Genomic DNA, 15,362 nt, shown 5'->3' on the forward strand with positions numbered 1-15,362 from the left:
GAGCGGGCTTCTTGAAGTAGCGCCTCTGGAGTTCCCGAGAATAAGATTTCTCCTCCGCCTTTACCGCCTTCGGGGCCTAGGTCAACAATCCAGTCCGCCGTTTTTATCACATCCAAATTGTGTTCAATTACTACCACTGTATTACCATGGTCTCGTAAGCGGTGAATGACTTGTAACAGCAATTCGATATCGTGGAAGTGCAAGCCTGTTGTTGGTTCATCCAAAATATATAAGGTTTGACCGGTATCTCTTTTACTGAGCTCGCGTGCTAGCTTAACTCGCTGTGCCTCGCCACCGGATAAAGTGGTGGCCGATTGACCCAATTTGATATAAGTAAGACCCACATCAATCAGGGTTTGCAGTTTTCGGGCGATCGCGGGGACTGCATCAAAAAATGGCCGAGCTTCTTCAACTGTCATTTCTAATACTTGATGAATGCTCTTGCCCTTATATTTTATTTCTAAGGTCTCACGGTTATAGCGTTTACCTTTACAGACATCGCAGGGGACATACACGTCTGGTAAGAAATGCATTTCCACCTTGATTACCCCATCACCCTGACAGGCCTCACAGCGACCGCCCTTTACGTTAAAACTAAATCGACCGGGTTTATAGCCGCGTGAACGAGATTCTTGAGTTGCCGCAAATAATTCACGTATTGGCGTGAATATACCGGTGTAAGTAGCGGGGTTGGAGCGAGGGGTTCGACCAATAGGACTTTGATCAATATCGACGACTTTATCGAGCTTATCTAAACCCGCTACTCTGTTGTAGGGGGCGATATCCTCTCCAGCCGCACCGTTTAGCTCTTTTTGAGCAATCTTGTATAAGGTGTCGTTGATTAGTGTGGACTTTCCGCTACCCGATACTCCAGTAATACAGCTGAGTAGTCCAAGCGGTAGGCTAAGGTCTACCTGTTTTAAATTATTGCCGCTAGCACCAAAGATCTGCAGCCAGTCTTCACCGGCCGGATGGCGTTTTTCGGGCACACCGATGCTTCTCGCCCCTGATAGGTATTGGCCAGTTAAGGAGCTTGGGGAAGCCAGTATTTCTGTTAACGAGCCTTGAGCGACCACCTCACCGCCATGTACCCCCGCTCCAGGACCTATGTCTACGATGAAGTCGGCGGCGCGAATGGCATCTTCGTCGTGTTCTACCACGATGACGGTATTACCAAGATCGCGCAGATGGTTAAGTGTGGCGAGTAAGCGCTCATTATCACGTTGGTGTAGGCCAATAGAGGGCTCATCAAGCACGTACATTACGCCTACTAAACCGGCGCCTATTTGACTGGCCAGACGAATACGCTGGGCCTCGCCCCTGATAAGGTATCGGCACTGCGATCTAGTGATAGGTAATCTAAGCCAACATTGATTAGGAATTTTAAACGCTCACAAATCTCTTTAAGGATCTTATCGGCAATTTGTGCCCGTTGGCCGCTGAGATTCAAACTCTCAAAAAAGGCCATCGCTTCGCCAATCGATTTGCAACTTATTGTAGGTAGATTGGTGCTACCAATAAACACATTACGCGCTTCTTCGCGTAAGCGACTGCCGCTACAAGAGGGGCATTCTTGATTACTAATGTATTTGGCTAATTCCTCACGAACAGCGTTTGATTCGGTCTCTTTGTAGCGGCGACGCATATTGGGAATAATGCCCTCAAAGGGATGTTTGCGAACCGTAACATCACCACGGTCATTCATGTATTTGAACTCGACGCTGGTGCGCCCAGAACCTTGTAATATGACTTTTTTGTGTTTTTCATCGAGGCTGTCAAAGGGGGCTTCTAAATCAAAGTCAAAGTGTGCCGCTAAAGATTTGAGCATTTGATAGTAGTAGAAATTACGTTTGTCCCAACCTCGAATGGCCCCGCCTGATAAGCTTAAAGACGAGTTAACAATGACTTTGTTGTCGTCGAAAAACTGATCCACGCCTAAACCATCACAAGTGGGACAAGCGCCAGCAGGGTTGTTGAAAGAGAAGATCCGTGGCTCTAACTCACTCATGCTATAACCACATACTGGACACGCAAAATTAGCAGAGAACAGATGACGGGTTTCGCCACTATCCATATCGACTAAAATGGCGCTACCTTCGGCTAATTCTATGGCGGTTTCAAAGGATTCTGCTAAACGTTGTGCCAGATCTTCACTGGCTCTTACCTTGAAGCGGTCTATCACCACTTCAATGTTATGTTTTTTATGCAGCTCCAATTCTGGAGGATCGCTAAGATCGCAGACTTCACCATCGATACGGGCGCGAATAAAACCTTGAGCCGCTAAGTTTTCTAGGGTTTTAACATGCTCGCCTTTGCGGTCTCGTACCACGGGAGCGAGTAGCATCAATTTGCTATTTTCTGGTTCCTCAAACACTTTGTCGACCATTTGGCTAATGGTTTGAGCGGCTAGCGGTTGGTTGTGGTGGGGGCAACGAGGTTCGCCAACCCTTGCATATAGCAGTCGTAAATAATCGTAGATTTCAGTAATTGTACCTACGGTAGAGCGTGGGTTATGCGAAGTCGACTTTTGCTCAATTGAAATGGCCGGTGACAGTCCTTCAATATGGTCGACATCGGGCTTTTCCATCAGAGAAAGAAACTGTCTAGCGTAGGCGGATAGTGATTCAACGTAACGACGTTGTCCCTCGGCATATAGGGTGTCAAATGCCAGTGAAGATTTGCCTGAGCCTGATAATCCCGTGATAACAATCAGTTTATCGCGAGGAAGAGTCAGTGAAATGTTTTTAAGATTGTGAGTGCGCGCTCCGCGAATATCGATACTGTCCATTATTACCTGTTCACTGCTGCAGTAAATCACCCAGTATTACACATTATTGCGGGAAATGCGCCGTGCAAACTTAAGCTGAAAGTGACTCATGCAGAGCCATCTTAAGCTGGTTTGCAGCTTGCCGCTTGTGTTAGCATGACCGGCTCTTGATTGATGAATTTTTGATGGTTGTATTTGTGCAAGACGGTTTAAATCCAACTGAAAAACGTGGTGCTTATTCTCTCGCTTTACTATTCGCTTTACGAATGGCTGGCTTATTTATGCTGATGCCGGTGTTAGCCGTGTATGGGCAACATTTGCAAGGTTTTTCTCCCTTATGGTTGGGCTTTGCCATAGGCGCGTATGGCTTAAGCCAAGCCTTATTTCAAATCCCCATGGGCTGGCTATCGGATCGTTTTGGTCGAAAACCAATTATCTTTTTAGGCTTGGCTATTTTCACTCTGGGCTCAGTGGTGGCAGCCATGGCTGACTCTATCCATGGTGTGGCTCTAGGTCGAGCTTTGCAAGGGATGGGGGCAATTGCCAGTACCGTGATGGCTCTAGCCGCAGACTTAAGCCGTGAAACCCAGCGAGCTAAAGTCATGGCTTTTATTGGCGTGAGTATTGGCTTGGCCTTTGCCGCGTCCTTGGTATTAGGCCCTGTTATATCTGCTGTATTAGGTTTATCTGGCTTGTTTTGGTTAATTGCTGGGCTGTCTATCTTAGCGATGTTAGTGGTGCAGTTTGTTGTGCCCAATGCCCAGTCAGTGGCGCCTAAGAGTGAGGTGAGTGCCAACTCACAACAGATGCTGAAGCTATTAAAACATCCTCAGTTATTAAGGTTGGACTGGGGAGTCTTTACCCTGCATTTAGTACTAACATCGCTGTTTGTGATTATTCCGTTGCGCTTAGTTGGCGCTGGCTTAGCGGCGGCAGATCATTGGGCCGTTTACTTGCCCGCGGTATTAATTTCGTTTGTACTGATGGTGCCCATGTTAATTATTGCCGCCAAACGTAATCAACAGCGTGGATATTTTATTTTTGCGATTGGCTTGTTGTTACTCGCCAACGTTTTGCTGCTAACTGAGCATGCTTCGATATGGTTATTGGCTCTAGTGCTCACTATTTTCTTCACCGGCTTTAATTACTTGGAAGCGAGTTTGCCGGCGCTTATTTCTAGTCTTGCTCCTCCGGGGAATAAAGGCGCGGCACTGGGGGTATTTTCAACCAGTCAATTCTTAGGTGCCTTTATTGGCGGCTCAAGTGCTGGAGCCCTGTATATGTGGACGGGCGCCTTAGCGGTCAATCTATTTATCAGCGTTTTGTTGCTATGTTGGATTGCGGTGAGTTGGGGAATGCGTGCGCAAAGTGGCATAAAAAGTTATTCATTGACGATATCATCGGCGGATCAAACAGCTAGTTTATTAAAAAAATTGCAGGTTTTACCGGGGGTTGTAGAAGCCGTTCTGATTGCCAGTGAAGGCACTGTATACCTGAAAGTAAAAGCAAAAGAGTTTGAATTGAATAGAGCATTGGATTTGGTGCGGGCAGGCTAGTATGATAGCGGGTCTTCCTCGCCACAACAGATAGATATAGGAGCGATATACATGGCCACTCGGGGCATTAATAAAGTAATTTTGGTTGGTAACTTAGGGCAAGATCCTGAAGTTCGATTTATGCCAAACGGAGGGGCCGTCGCCAATATTACTATTGCTACTTCCGAAAGCTGGAGAGATAAGCAAACTGGTGAACAAAAAGAGCGTACCGAATGGCATCGTGTTGTGTTGTTTGGCAAGTTAGCTGAAGTAGCTGGCGAATACTTGCGTAAAGGTTCACAGGTTTATATTGAAGGTCAATTACAAACACGTAAATGGCAGGATCAGAATGGCCAAGACCGTTACTCCACTGAAGTAGTGGTACAAGGCTTTAATGGTGTAATGCAAATGTTGGGTGGTCGTCAAGGTGGCCAAGGCCAAACAATGGGTGGCGCACCTCAGCAACAAAATCAAGGTAATTGGGGTCAACAACAGGCTCCACAAGCTCAGCAAGGCGGGTTCCAACAACAGGCTCCACAAGCTCAGCAAGGCGGGTTCCAACAACAAGCTCCGCAGCAGCAATCAGCACCACAACAGCAAGGCGGTTTTCAACCTGCGGCGAAGCCTGCTCCACAGCAAGCACCTCAACAGCAGCCTGCTCCGCAGTTTAACGAGCCGCCAATGGACTTCGATGACGACATCCCGTTCTAATCTTCCGGGTATCTGTTTTGTATAGTCATTAACTCTGAAAGCCCCGTCGTACGGGGCTTTCTTTTATCAATTAACTGTATAGAGGTTAATCAGGGGCTAGGTCCGACAAGCAAAATACCTTGCTCTAGAATCGGTATACTCGTGCAGTACACGTATCCACTTTTATCTCTCATTTTCCATATATTAAGTCACTAAGTCGTGCGTAGCACGGCCTAACGCAAAACTTAGATACTAAAAATCGTCTTTAGTCAACCTGGTTGTGTGATTTTTATCACGTTTATTTCGTTTGATTTTTTCCTTTGCATTGAGTTTGACGCGAACTATAGCTCTGAGCAACAAGATAAATGCTTTGGAGCGATTCATGATATTAAAGAAAGTTAAATTACTTGGTTCGAATGAGGTAATGCCGCTTGTTGAGGGGTGTGATGGTTTACCAGTTCTTCGGGTCAACAACTACGCATTAAGTGTTCTAAAAAATAAAGCCGCTCAATCTATTAAGAACGATGTCCGTGCGGTTATGCACTTAGAAAAGTGGGCGAGTAAGATAGGAACCTCTTGGAGGGAAGAGCTCAGTTCAACAAAAGCTTTTCCCCCAGCTCGATTTACTTCTTTAGTTATTCATCTGACGTACAAGTCACAAGATAATAATGATGCTGTTACTCCCTTGCTCCCAGAGCCCGTTGGGCAGGACTATTTCAATCATCGGTTGACTACCGCAGCTGGATATCTCGAATTCAATCATGACTCGGTGATGATAAGTCGCAAGATACGAATGATGACGTTACTCCCTCACTCTAAGAGTCGGTATAGTAAGGCTATTTCGCTCATCGGTTAAAGACAGCTGCTGAATATCTTGAATTTATCCATTACAAAGTTATCAGTAAAGGGCGCTATAATGAAACCGAAACATAGGTCCTAATTAATAAAATGGGGGGGCTCTGATTACTGTGCTCAAAAATTTGAATTTTCAACATGGTAGATTGAAATCAGTTAGATTAGTTTTACAAATGTTTCAGCGACTTAATTGTTCGAATTGATGTGGAACACCAGATATATTTTTTGTAATTTCTTCACCTATCATCCAAGACCCTGCTAATGATAGGTGGCTAGAATCTCTATATAAAGGAGTGCCAGTGTTAGTGTATGCAGAGCAATATCCATTGCTACATAGATTTTCCACAATATCAAAGTACCGTACGTTCTCTTTGTCGAGTGTGTAATCTTTTAGTATTTTATTTATAGCTACGATTTCTTCATCTAATTTATATTTTTTGTTACCATCACATATTATACTTGGTATTCCAATTGACTTTTCCTTACAAACTCGATCATAACCTTTAACATATGGAACGGTTCCTAGAATTATAATGACCTTTCCATTCTTTCTTAAGGTTTCAATGGTTTCAAAAATTGATGGGATAAATCTATTAGAACGAGCGTTATACTCTGCCCACGCGCTAGCCATTATTATGACATCATAGTTATAAATTATGTTTTTTATTTTTTTTAGCGATTTCCGGCATTTGTCTATTCGTTTGATTTCAACGAATTCTAATGATTCAACAAGTACCGGAGGGCAAGACGAGTGCTCTAAGTTTTTAAAGGTGAAGTTTGCATTTTTTGAAAATGCACCTATGATACCAATATAGTGTGCGGCATTTGAATCCCCCATAAAAGAACTTTAGGTTCTTTTTCTGTTTGAGCGTTCCCAATTATACATTTTTTATTTTTTATGTCTTCATCCTTAATTTCCCATCTTTGACAAACATAGTCATATTTATATGCGGGTTTTACACTTATCTTTTCGTATGCATTCTGATTTCTATGCATAAACATCCCATCTGATTTGTACATCATGAAGCTTAATGATGATATTATTATAGTGGGGATTAGGTATAAGTAAGAGGCTGTTTTAAGTACGCTTCCGTTGTATTTCCTTGTCGGTTTTTCTATAAAATAATATGAGGCCGTGGAAATGATTAATGTTGTTATGAAAATTAAAATTCCATTGATGAGGTTTATTTCAATCAAAGAGTAGCGGGAGAAGGAAAGTAACGGCCAATGCCAAAGATATGCAGAATAAGATATAAGGCCAATAAATACTAGTAAGCGATGCATTAGTATTCTCTTTATCCAACAAGTTCCATAATGCCCTGAAAGTATTAGCATTGCAGTTCCAGTTGTCGGTATTATAGCATAAAGTCCAGGGAAAATAATGTTTTCTGAAAAATAAAATAAAGAGGCTACGATTAGCGAAATTCCAGTTAATGAGAGCAGGAATAAAATGGAGCTGGGAATGGTGAGTATTGTTTTTTTTGAAACCAAATATGCGGTCAGTGAACCGATAAGCAATTCTCCCCCTCGAGTCGGGAGCATATAATAAACAAAAGATGGAGAACTTGCATATATATATTGCCCTAAAGAAAAAGAAATAAATGAGATGACAAATAGCGAGATTATAAAAGATGTTTTTTTGTGTGATTTTTTAAAAAATAACAGCGTCAAAGGCCAAAATATGTAAAATTGTTCTTCTACGCCTAATGACCAAAAGTGAAGGAGTGGTATTTCTTCGCTGGACTGAGCGAAGTAGCTTGAATCTTGGAATAGCCAGAAATAGATATTTGATAAAGAAAATAAAGCTGCAATGCTTGTTTTTGCTACTTCTTTAGTGTCTTCTGGTCGTTGAATTACCAAGCTGCATATGATAACACTAGCTATAACTACAAGCATTACAGGAGCTATGCGTTTAATTCTTCTTTTATAAAAATCAAATATGGAGAATTTATTTGATTTGATGTCGCTTAATATGTGAAGGGTGATAAGGTATCCGGAAATCACAAAGAAAATATCTACACCTATGAATCCACCGGGTAATATGGCTTTATTTATATGGAATATTATGACAGATAAAACCGCAATTGCTCTTATCCCATCTATATCCGCACGATAATTAGAATTAGATAGGGAGGGGAGGTTTAAATACATAGTTTAAGAATTCCGTTTCGCACAAAAAATATATTTTATTAGGTTTGGTAATTATGTTATCACGTGATAAATAGCATAATTAAAATAACTTGTCTAATGTTAATTTCTTGGTGTTTCAGCGGCCTAATAGCTCCGTTCAGAGCTATGAGAGTCGTTAACACAATGTCTCTGTCCCGCTGTATTCGGCTAGCTGATGAACGGGCATGCCTAGTCTGTCCCCGATTTCAAACAATAAGTTCGGCATTCATGAAAAGGTGTATGGGGAGGAAGCCAACTGCCGAAAGAGGCATGCTCTTTTCGTCAAAGAAACCAGCTGCACTTAGATGAATAATCAGATGACTATGGGGAGAAGATATCTGATTTTAGTTTTTTGGGACAGGGAATTTCAATACTAGAAACTACTTAAATGCCGCTGCTTGACAGGTTGGCGAACGTTATCGACGAGGCAAGATAGAGAAGAAGACTGTTATCAAACGTGCGTTTTTGTTATATGAAAGGCCAGACTTTGTTGAGAGCCGAGAGAGTTTTGGTCGTAGGGAAACTGATAAGGCTTTAGATGTATTAGTTCGATTTTTATTCAGGCATCAGTGCTCGTTCTAGTTATTTATTTTTAAAAGTTGATAGTAATTTTTGTAGATGAACTATTGGGATTGCATAGCTAATAGCACTGGGATCAGAGAGCACAGCTTCTTTAGTGGTTTTCACAAAGACTTTGTTGATAACGGCAATTACTTCACCAGTTTGGGGTGGTAGAGTGGGCTACCACTATTTCCGGGGTAAGCTGTCGCATCTAACTGATAAATATTATAGGGAGACTTAAGCCTTTTTAGTTGGGCTAGGCTTAATTCATTTGCATTGCGCGCCGGGATAACCACTGGCGTAATACTGGAAATGATACCGCGATGAGTTACCGGATAAAGCCCTAGCACTGCACCAATGGGAAAGCCGGTGAATGCGTATAATTCACCTTCTCTTACCTTTTGCTGGGAGAGAGTTAATGCTTGTAAGGCTTGGCCTTCTACTCTTAATATGGCTAAATCATGCTCTGTATCGCTGGCAACTAAGCTAACAAAGCGTATTTCAGGGGAGCGTCCTTGGCCAATAAATATGACTAGTTTTTCCTTTTGTTGTTGATTGAGGCTCTCTGGTAATACATGGGCATTGGTGGCCACTAAATGGTCTGCTATAACAAAACCGGTGCCGCGAAGGTTGGCGCGAGGGGAGTTTAAGCGGTTATAGGTGCCGATGCCTACCACTGAGGGCTTCACTTTTTCAATAGTATCAGCAAGTGCGCTGGAAGCTTCTACACTAAACAGTGATGAAACCAAGCTAATGATCAGAACCAAGGTGATTTTCATAGAGGATACTTCCTTAAACTAGGCTTTCATCTTAATTTTTAGCTCTAGCTAAGGCAAATTGCTTAGAGTAAAAATGACTGGAGTACCCTTGTACTCAGACAGATATGATAGGGACATTAAGTGATGAGTTTTAACTACCAAGATGCCTTTTCTAGAAATATTGGTTGGATAACAGAAGCCGAGCAACAAGTGCTTAGGGGAAAACGGGTTGCCATGGCTGGCGCCGGTGGTGTGGGCAGCGAACACATTGTCACCTTAGCGCGTTTAGGGATAGGTAAGTTTCATATCTCTGACTTCGATGAATATGAAGTGCATAACTTTAATCGTCAAGCCGGTGCTTTTATGTCGACCGTTGGTCAAGCAAAGGTCAAAGTTATGGAAAAAATTTGCTTAGATATAAATCCTGAAGCGGAGCTTAAGTCATTTCCTGAAGGCATATTCGAGCATAATGTCGATGAGTTTTTAGACGGTGTGGATGTTTATGTTGATAGCCTAGATTTTTTCGCTTTGGAAGCTCGAAAGTTGGTGTTTAAAAAGTGTTTAGAAAAAAATATCCCTTTGGTGACTGCCGCACCTTTAGGTATGGGCTGCGCTTTTCTCTGCTTTATGCCGGGAGGCATGAGTTATGAAGAGTACTTTCGTTTTGAAGATGCTAAAAGTGAAAATGAACAGTACATCAAGTTTCTAATTGGCCTTTCGCCCGCCATGTTACAACGGCCTTATTTGGTTGATCCGAGTAGAGCAGATTTTCATGCTAAAAAAGGTCCGTCCACGCCGATGGCTGTCAAGCTGTGCGGCGGAGTGGCAGGCACTTATGTGCTTAAGATTTTGTTAAACCGAGGTGAGTTGGTTACCGCTCCTTACGGCATTCACTTTGATGCTTATCGTAACAAGTTTAAAAAAACCTGGCGCCCTATGGGCAATCGAAATCCTTTACAGCGTTTAATGTTTAATATTGCCAAGAAGATCGTTTTGAAATAATGGCTATACTCAGGCCTTAGTCAGTGGCTGCTAGCAGTGTCGATTTATTTTACATTCTAATGACAAGTTTTTATTTGCTTTGTTTTATGTAACTGATAAATAAAGGTTTTTAAAGTTGGCATTGCAATTGCTTTACTAGGTTTGTATCTCGACTAGTGATGACCAAATGGATGGGCGATATGAATAAATTTAAATTAACTTGTTTAGCGGCAGGCTTAAGTGTGGCAAGCATTTCTGCTAACGCTTTTCTGATTACCGACTGGACATATCTTAATGATGCCGGCTTTGATCAATGGACTTCCAGTACTGATTCTATTGATCCTTCAGGTATCGATGCTACAGGGGCAACCTTAGATGTATTTGATGTTGAAGATTTATTTGGTGGTGAGTTACCTAAAACTCTAACCTGGGGGGCCCCCTATGGTTCAGGCAACCCGCGTAGCGCTTTGGAAATTGGTGAGGCGCAATCTGATTCAGTAACTACCAGCGTTGTTGATGGTGTTGGCACCTTAGATTTTGCAACAGGTACCGGCCTTACCCATGAAAACTGGGGTGTAACCGGTGATACTTTGGTTGCGGCTACATTATTTGATGGTTTGTTTTTAACACCTACCGCACCCGTAGTGGGCCCCGAGCTTATTGCTCCCGTGCTTCAATTTGCTGTTATTTTTGAAGAAACTTATAACACACCCACTGGTGGTGTTTGTAAATATGGTGATACTTTAGTGGGCGAAGAGGGGATTAACGTAGCTGGTTGTTCTGACTTATTTACTTTGGTATTGGGGCCAGACGTGACTTATCAAGTGGTGGATGGGGATATCTACTTGACTAACAGCTTTACTATCCCATTCGATGGGTATAATGAGTATGAGTATACCTTGACTACTCGTCTTCAGGGTTTAACAGTGCTGGATGATATCGATTGTGGTGACGCTGCAACTTGTATTGGCTTCTTAACAGAAGAACAAAAAACCAATGAGTTACAAGCTGGCTTTGCTATCTCGGCAGCTCGTGTTCCTGAGCCAGGTACCTTAGCTATCTTTGGTTTAGGTTTGTTAGGCTTAGCGTCTATTCGCCGCCGCGCATAATAATGAATAAAGCTGCTTAATGTGTAGCATAATAATAAAAAGCGCAGCTCTGTCTGCGCTTTTTTTATCAAACCTATCTAAACTAATAATAATTTGAATCTGGTGTTTTGATTAATTTCAAACTTTGAGAGCCAATTATGATTCGTAATAAATATGTCAAAAATCTCGCATCTTACCCTTATATTGGAGCCGTAGTAAGGGGAGGTATTTCGCTATTGGTTAAGCGTGAGGCGAAGTTAATTGCTCAGCATTTTTCTGAATATTTACGCCCAGTAGTGGCTTATGAGCCCGATACAGTAAAAGAAGCATTTCGGATCCGCCATGATGTATATTGCGAAGAGCTTAATTTTGAACCGATCCGTGAAGATGGAATGGAGCAGGATGAATTTGATGAGTATTCACGATTTTGTTTGATTGAGCATAAACCCAGCTCTCGTTTTGCGGGCTGCGTGCGTATTGTTTCGCCTTCGAATAATAATGAATTGTTGCCCATCGAGAAGTTTTGCTCAAAGGCGATTGATGGAGCAAAGTTTCATCCCTCGCAGTTTTCAAGAAATGAAATCTGTGAAATATCGCGTTTAGCGGTGCGTCCTCAGTTCCGTCGTCGTAAGTCTGATCAGTTTGAAGGCGCGGCAGCGGGTGCGATTAATGAACAAACCTATTCAGAAGAAGAGTTACGTTGTTTTCCTTTTTTAGCCATTGGTTTGTATCTTTCTATTGCTGCATTAGCAGTAAGAGCGGGCACTCATCATGCCTTTGTGATGATGGAGCCGCGTTTAGCCAGAAGTATGAGTTTCTTAGGTATTAAGTTTGAGCAACTTGGTCCCGCTGTCGATTATCATGGTTTACGGGCACCTTATTACATCAGTGCTGGTATGTTAACTCGTAGTTTACCAGTGGGATTTCAGGCTTTAATGAACAATATCGATAAAGAAGTTGAAAAAGGGTGTTTGGCAGCGCGCAATAGTGACAACGACGATGGCTACATTAGGAAAATGTATTCCTCACGTTTTAATCACAAGGTCTCTAACTCGCTTAGTTTGAGAGAAGATTATTCTTGGTCTGAAGAGCAGGGTTTGTACCTGCCTCGGCATAGTTGAGGCAGGTATCGAGTTAGATTTAAGATTTAGTTAAGCAGGGCTTCTAGCTCTGCTTTTTTATTTAACTGTTCAGGATTGAGCTCTTGTAAATTATTTAATACTTGCTGGGCTTTTTCTGTTTGCTGGTTGGTTATCAAAGCCTCAACGAAATGTAGCGCAATTTCATTATCATTCTGCAATAAGTAGCTTTGCTCTAATACAGTTGCCGCTTCGGCTGAGTTCCCCGATTTTAGAAGCATGTATCCGTAGCTATCTTTAACTTGAGCGATATTGGGATTTAATTCATGCGCTTGCTTGGCATAACTTAAGGCCTCGTCAAATTCCCCCATATCGTGATAAATCCAAGCTAAGTTGTTTAGCGCAATAATATTATTAGGCTCTTGTTGAAGAATATTTTGATACTCGGCTAGGGCTTGTTGTGGGTTAGCCTGCATTTGCAATTCAGCTAATTGTAATTTAAGCGGATTAGCCGCATCTTGATATTTTTCTATGGCGGCTTCAATAAAAGCAATGGCTTTAGCATTGTCACCGGCGCCTTTATAGGCTCGAATTAGTAAGTTAGCTGTTTGGGTGCTTGGGTAGTTTTGATATAGCTGCTCTAGAGTCGTAATGGCAGAGTCCCAGTTTTGTTGAACTAGGTAGATATAGCCTTGTTGCTGGAGTGCCGCTGGCGTTTGCTGTTGGCGAGCATTTAATTGATTTAATGCCTCTTGGCTCGCTTGCGCTTGGCCTGCTTTAAGCAGCAGTACTGAATGTACAAATATTAGTCTCTGATTATTTTTAAATAATTTTACGGCTTGTTCGCTTAAGCTTATGGCTTCTGTTAGTTCACCTTTTAGCTCATGCTGGTGGATGTTCTTTATGTAGGCCGCCAGTGAGAGGGGAGAGTTGTCTAGCCAGCTACGGTAAGTTAGCGCTGCTTGTTCGCTCTGCCCCGACTCTAGGTAGCTGTCCCCCAACAGTTGCCATACTCGGTCATCGCGTTGCAATGGACTTATTTGTTCGAGGCGTTCAATTGCGCTGGCTAGGTCTTGATTAGACAAAAAGTAGCGGGCTTGCTGTTCTATCAGTAGAACAGAATCTGGTGAGGCCTTTAGCTGCTCATCAATTAAGGTTTTTACTTCTTGGCTGCGGTCTAGCTGGGTAGCAAAATTCAATAAAAATTCAAACGCTCTTAAGTTATCAGGCTGTTGCTGCTTCACTTCTAAGGCTATCTGATAAGCTTTTTCGAGTTGCCCTTTTTGTGCATAGATGGACGAGCTAAACAGCAGCGCTATGATATCTTTAGGGTTATTTTTAAGAATTGCTTGGTAACTGGCTAGCGCTTCGTCGTAACGTTCTAGTTGCTCAAGAATGGCTCCTTTGAATAACAGCACGCTTTGCTCGCTAGGGTGCTTCGCTAACCACTCATCTAAGGCCTGTAATACCTGCTGCTGCTGCCCTTGTTGATAATAATAGGTTTGTAAGCCTAAAAAGGCCTGAGCATGATTAGGACTCTCTTCTAATACTTGCTGAAGCAGGGGGACGCCGGATGGATCATCTTGCTTGAGTTTGAGCAAACCAAGTTTGGCTTTTTCAGACAGACCGCCCACGTTGGCTGCTTTTTCGGCGATTTGTAGCGCCTCTGCCGGACGCCCTAAGCGGTTTAGTTGTAGGCTTACGGTGCTAAGAAAGTCACTATCTTGGTTGTCGGATACACTATCCTGATTGAGTTGATTGAATGCATCATCTAAATGACCAATTCTGAATTGGGTTGTTACATACAAGCGTTGCGCTAAAGCATTTTGTGGCTCTTTGCTCACCACTCGTTCGAGTTGGGTGAGAGCTTGCTGGTATTTTTGTAGTTTGTAGGCTGAGATCCCCGCAACCAGTTGAGTCGCGGTATTGTTAGAGCCGTTTTGTAAGGCCTTGGTAGCAATATTGAAGGCTTGCTCATAATCTTCGCTTTGAAAACGAATATAGGCTTTTAGCTGATTACTCAGCATATGATTGGGTGCAATTTGCAAAATTCTGTCGAGGTAGGGCTCGGCTTCAGAGAACTGTTTGTTTTTAACCAAAGCCTGTGCCAAATAAAGTGTATATTGACTGGCATCTGGTGCCAGCTCTACGGCTTTTCTGTAGGCCTCTACAGCATTAACATTATCGTTAGACATAGAAGCTAAGTGGCCTTTGAGTAACCAAATGTCGGTATTGTTTGGAGCTTCTTGGCTAAGCTGTTCAAGGGTTTGATTGGCTGCATTAAATTCATTGTTGGCTGCGGACAAGCTGGCCTTCACCATGCGAGAGTATGTGCCTTCATAACCCAACTCTTGTGCTTGATTTAAACTCAATTGCGCTTCATCAATTTGCCCGTTTCTAAATAATGACAAGGCATGAATGGCTAATAGTTCTGTTTCAACTTCGATATCAAAGGGGCGATTATTATTAATTAGTTCGGCTATCTGCTCTGATTGACCTTGATTAAGGTAAGTTCTAGCAAGCAAAGGGGCTAAGCGTTGCTTGTTGGCACCTAAGTCCTTGGCGCGTTCAAGTTCCTTTGCGGCAGCGGGGTAATTGCCTCTATCTAAGTATATTTCTCCTAGCTCAAGGCGAGCCTGAGCTAGGTTTGCATCCTTTTTAATGGCATTTTTTAACTCAATAACGGCTGCATTTTGCTGGTTTTCTTTGAGGTAATTTTGGGCTTTCGCTAAGTGCTCTTGGGCGCTGTCTCCGCCGCAGGCATTTAAGGTTAAAGCCAAGGCGGTGCAAAGGAAAATTTTTTTCATTCCAAACCTACGATTTATCATGCTCGTCCCTGTTTGTTGCTTGGATAAATTACACTAAAATAATACAGCTTA

10 protein-coding genes and 1 pseudogene (1 of these 11 running past the window's edge) are annotated in these 15,362 nt (G+C 42.6%); 6 read left to right on the forward strand and 5 right to left on the reverse strand.

The window, feature by feature from the left end; genetic code table 11:
• Positions 1-2,788 (reverse strand): annotated as a pseudogene (uvrA, locus tag AR383_RS16055) (excinuclease ABC subunit UvrA) (it extends 37 nt beyond the left edge of the window).
• Between the two features lie 164 nt (positions 2,789-2,952).
• On the opposite strand from uvrA, the gene AR383_RS16060 reads away from it, so the two are divergent.
• The 3 genes from AR383_RS16060 (at position 2,953) to AR383_RS16070 (ending at position 5,848) form a co-directional block, all read left to right on the forward strand.
• A complete protein-coding gene (locus tag AR383_RS16060) occupies positions 2,953-4,323 on the forward strand; it encodes an MFS transporter (protein ID WP_055735073.1) in 1,371 nt (456 codons plus the stop codon).
• A 51-nt stretch (positions 4,324-4,374) separates the two neighbouring features.
• On the forward strand, positions 4,375-5,013 hold the full coding sequence (locus AR383_RS16065) for a single-stranded DNA-binding protein (RefSeq protein WP_055734043.1): 639 nt from the start codon (positions 4,375-4,377) through the stop codon (positions 5,011-5,013).
• A 361-nt stretch (positions 5,014-5,374) separates the two neighbouring features.
• A complete protein-coding gene (locus AR383_RS16070; protein WP_055734044.1) occupies positions 5,375-5,848 on the forward strand; it encodes a hypothetical protein in 474 nt (157 codons plus the stop codon).
• Between the two features lie 177 nt (positions 5,849-6,025).
• Here AR383_RS16070 and AR383_RS16075 read toward each other — a convergent pair whose 3' ends face one another.
• The 3 genes from AR383_RS16075 to AR383_RS16085 form a co-directional block, all read right to left on the reverse strand.
• Positions 6,026-6,685 carry an SGNH hydrolase domain-containing protein gene (locus AR383_RS16075; protein WP_055734045.1) on the reverse strand — a complete coding sequence of 220 codons (660 nt, stop codon included), beginning with the start codon at positions 6,683-6,685 and terminating at the stop codon, positions 6,026-6,028.
• Complete coding sequence (locus tag AR383_RS16080; RefSeq protein ID WP_055734046.1) at positions 6,646-7,998, reverse strand: acyltransferase family protein; 1,353 nt, start codon at positions 7,996-7,998, stop codon at positions 6,646-6,648. The genes AR383_RS16075 and AR383_RS16080 overlap by 40 nt, the downstream gene beginning before the upstream one ends.
• Before the next feature lie 728 nt (positions 7,999-8,726).
• On the reverse strand, positions 8,727-9,356 hold the full coding sequence (locus tag AR383_RS16085; protein ID WP_335338349.1) for a S1 family peptidase: 630 nt from the start codon (positions 9,354-9,356) through the stop codon (positions 8,727-8,729).
• A gap of 123 nt (positions 9,357-9,479) precedes the next feature.
• Between AR383_RS16085 and AR383_RS16090 the strand changes: the two genes are divergently transcribed.
• The 3 genes from AR383_RS16090 (at position 9,480) to AR383_RS16100 (ending at position 12,525) form a co-directional block, all read left to right on the forward strand.
• Positions 9,480-10,337: a ThiF family adenylyltransferase gene (locus tag AR383_RS16090; RefSeq protein WP_188407589.1), complete on the forward strand. Its 858-nt coding sequence runs from the start codon at positions 9,480-9,482 to the stop codon at positions 10,335-10,337.
• Between the two features lie 179 nt (positions 10,338-10,516).
• Positions 10,517-11,425 carry a THxN family PEP-CTERM protein gene (locus AR383_RS16095; protein ID WP_055734048.1) on the forward strand — a complete coding sequence of 303 codons (909 nt, stop codon included), beginning with the start codon at positions 10,517-10,519 and terminating at the stop codon, positions 11,423-11,425.
• A 137-nt stretch (positions 11,426-11,562) separates the two neighbouring features.
• Entirely contained in the window at positions 11,563-12,525 is a 963-nt protein-coding gene (locus AR383_RS16100; RefSeq protein WP_055734049.1) for a PEP-CTERM/exosortase system-associated acyltransferase, read from the forward strand.
• 26 nt (positions 12,526-12,551) lie between these two features.
• On the opposite strand, the gene prsT is transcribed toward AR383_RS16100, so the two are convergent.
• Positions 12,552-15,290, reverse strand: a complete 2,739-nt coding sequence (gene prsT / locus AR383_RS16105; RefSeq protein WP_055734050.1) for an XrtA/PEP-CTERM system TPR-repeat protein PrsT — start codon at positions 15,288-15,290, stop codon at positions 12,552-12,554.
• Positions 15,291-15,362 lie beyond the last annotated feature (72 nt).

It is taken from the genome of Agarivorans gilvus (assembly GCF_001420915.1).
Lineage (GTDB): Bacteria > Pseudomonadota > Gammaproteobacteria > Enterobacterales > Celerinatantimonadaceae > Agarivorans > Agarivorans gilvus.

Coding starts and splice junctions, on each gene's coding strand:
- AR383_RS16060 (WP_055735073.1), top strand. CDS start 2,953: ATGGTTGTATTTGTGCAAGACGGTTTAAATCCAACTGAAAAACGTGGT.
- AR383_RS16070 (WP_055734044.1), top strand. CDS start 5,375: ATGATATTAAAGAAAGTTAAATTACTTGGTTCGAATGAGGTAATGCCG.
- AR383_RS16090 (WP_188407589.1), top strand. CDS start 9,480: ATGAGTTTTAACTACCAAGATGCCTTTTCTAGAAATATTGGTTGGATA.
- prsT (WP_055734050.1), bottom strand. CDS start 15,290: ATGAAAAAAATTTTCCTTTGCACCGCCTTGGCTTTAACCTTAAATGCC.
- AR383_RS16065 (WP_055734043.1), top strand. CDS start 4,375: ATGGCCACTCGGGGCATTAATAAAGTAATTTTGGTTGGTAACTTAGGG.
- AR383_RS16095 (WP_055734048.1), top strand. CDS start 10,517: ATGAATAAATTTAAATTAACTTGTTTAGCGGCAGGCTTAAGTGTGGCA.
- AR383_RS16100 (WP_055734049.1), top strand. CDS start 11,563: ATGATTCGTAATAAATATGTCAAAAATCTCGCATCTTACCCTTATATT.
- AR383_RS16080 (WP_055734046.1), bottom strand. CDS start 7,998: ATGTATTTAAACCTCCCCTCCCTATCTAATTCTAATTATCGTGCGGAT.
- AR383_RS16075 (WP_055734045.1), bottom strand. CDS start 6,685: ATGGGGGATTCAAATGCCGCACACTATATTGGTATCATAGGTGCATTT.
- AR383_RS16085 (WP_335338349.1), bottom strand. CDS start 9,356: ATGAAAATCACCTTGGTTCTGATCATTAGCTTGGTTTCATCACTGTTT.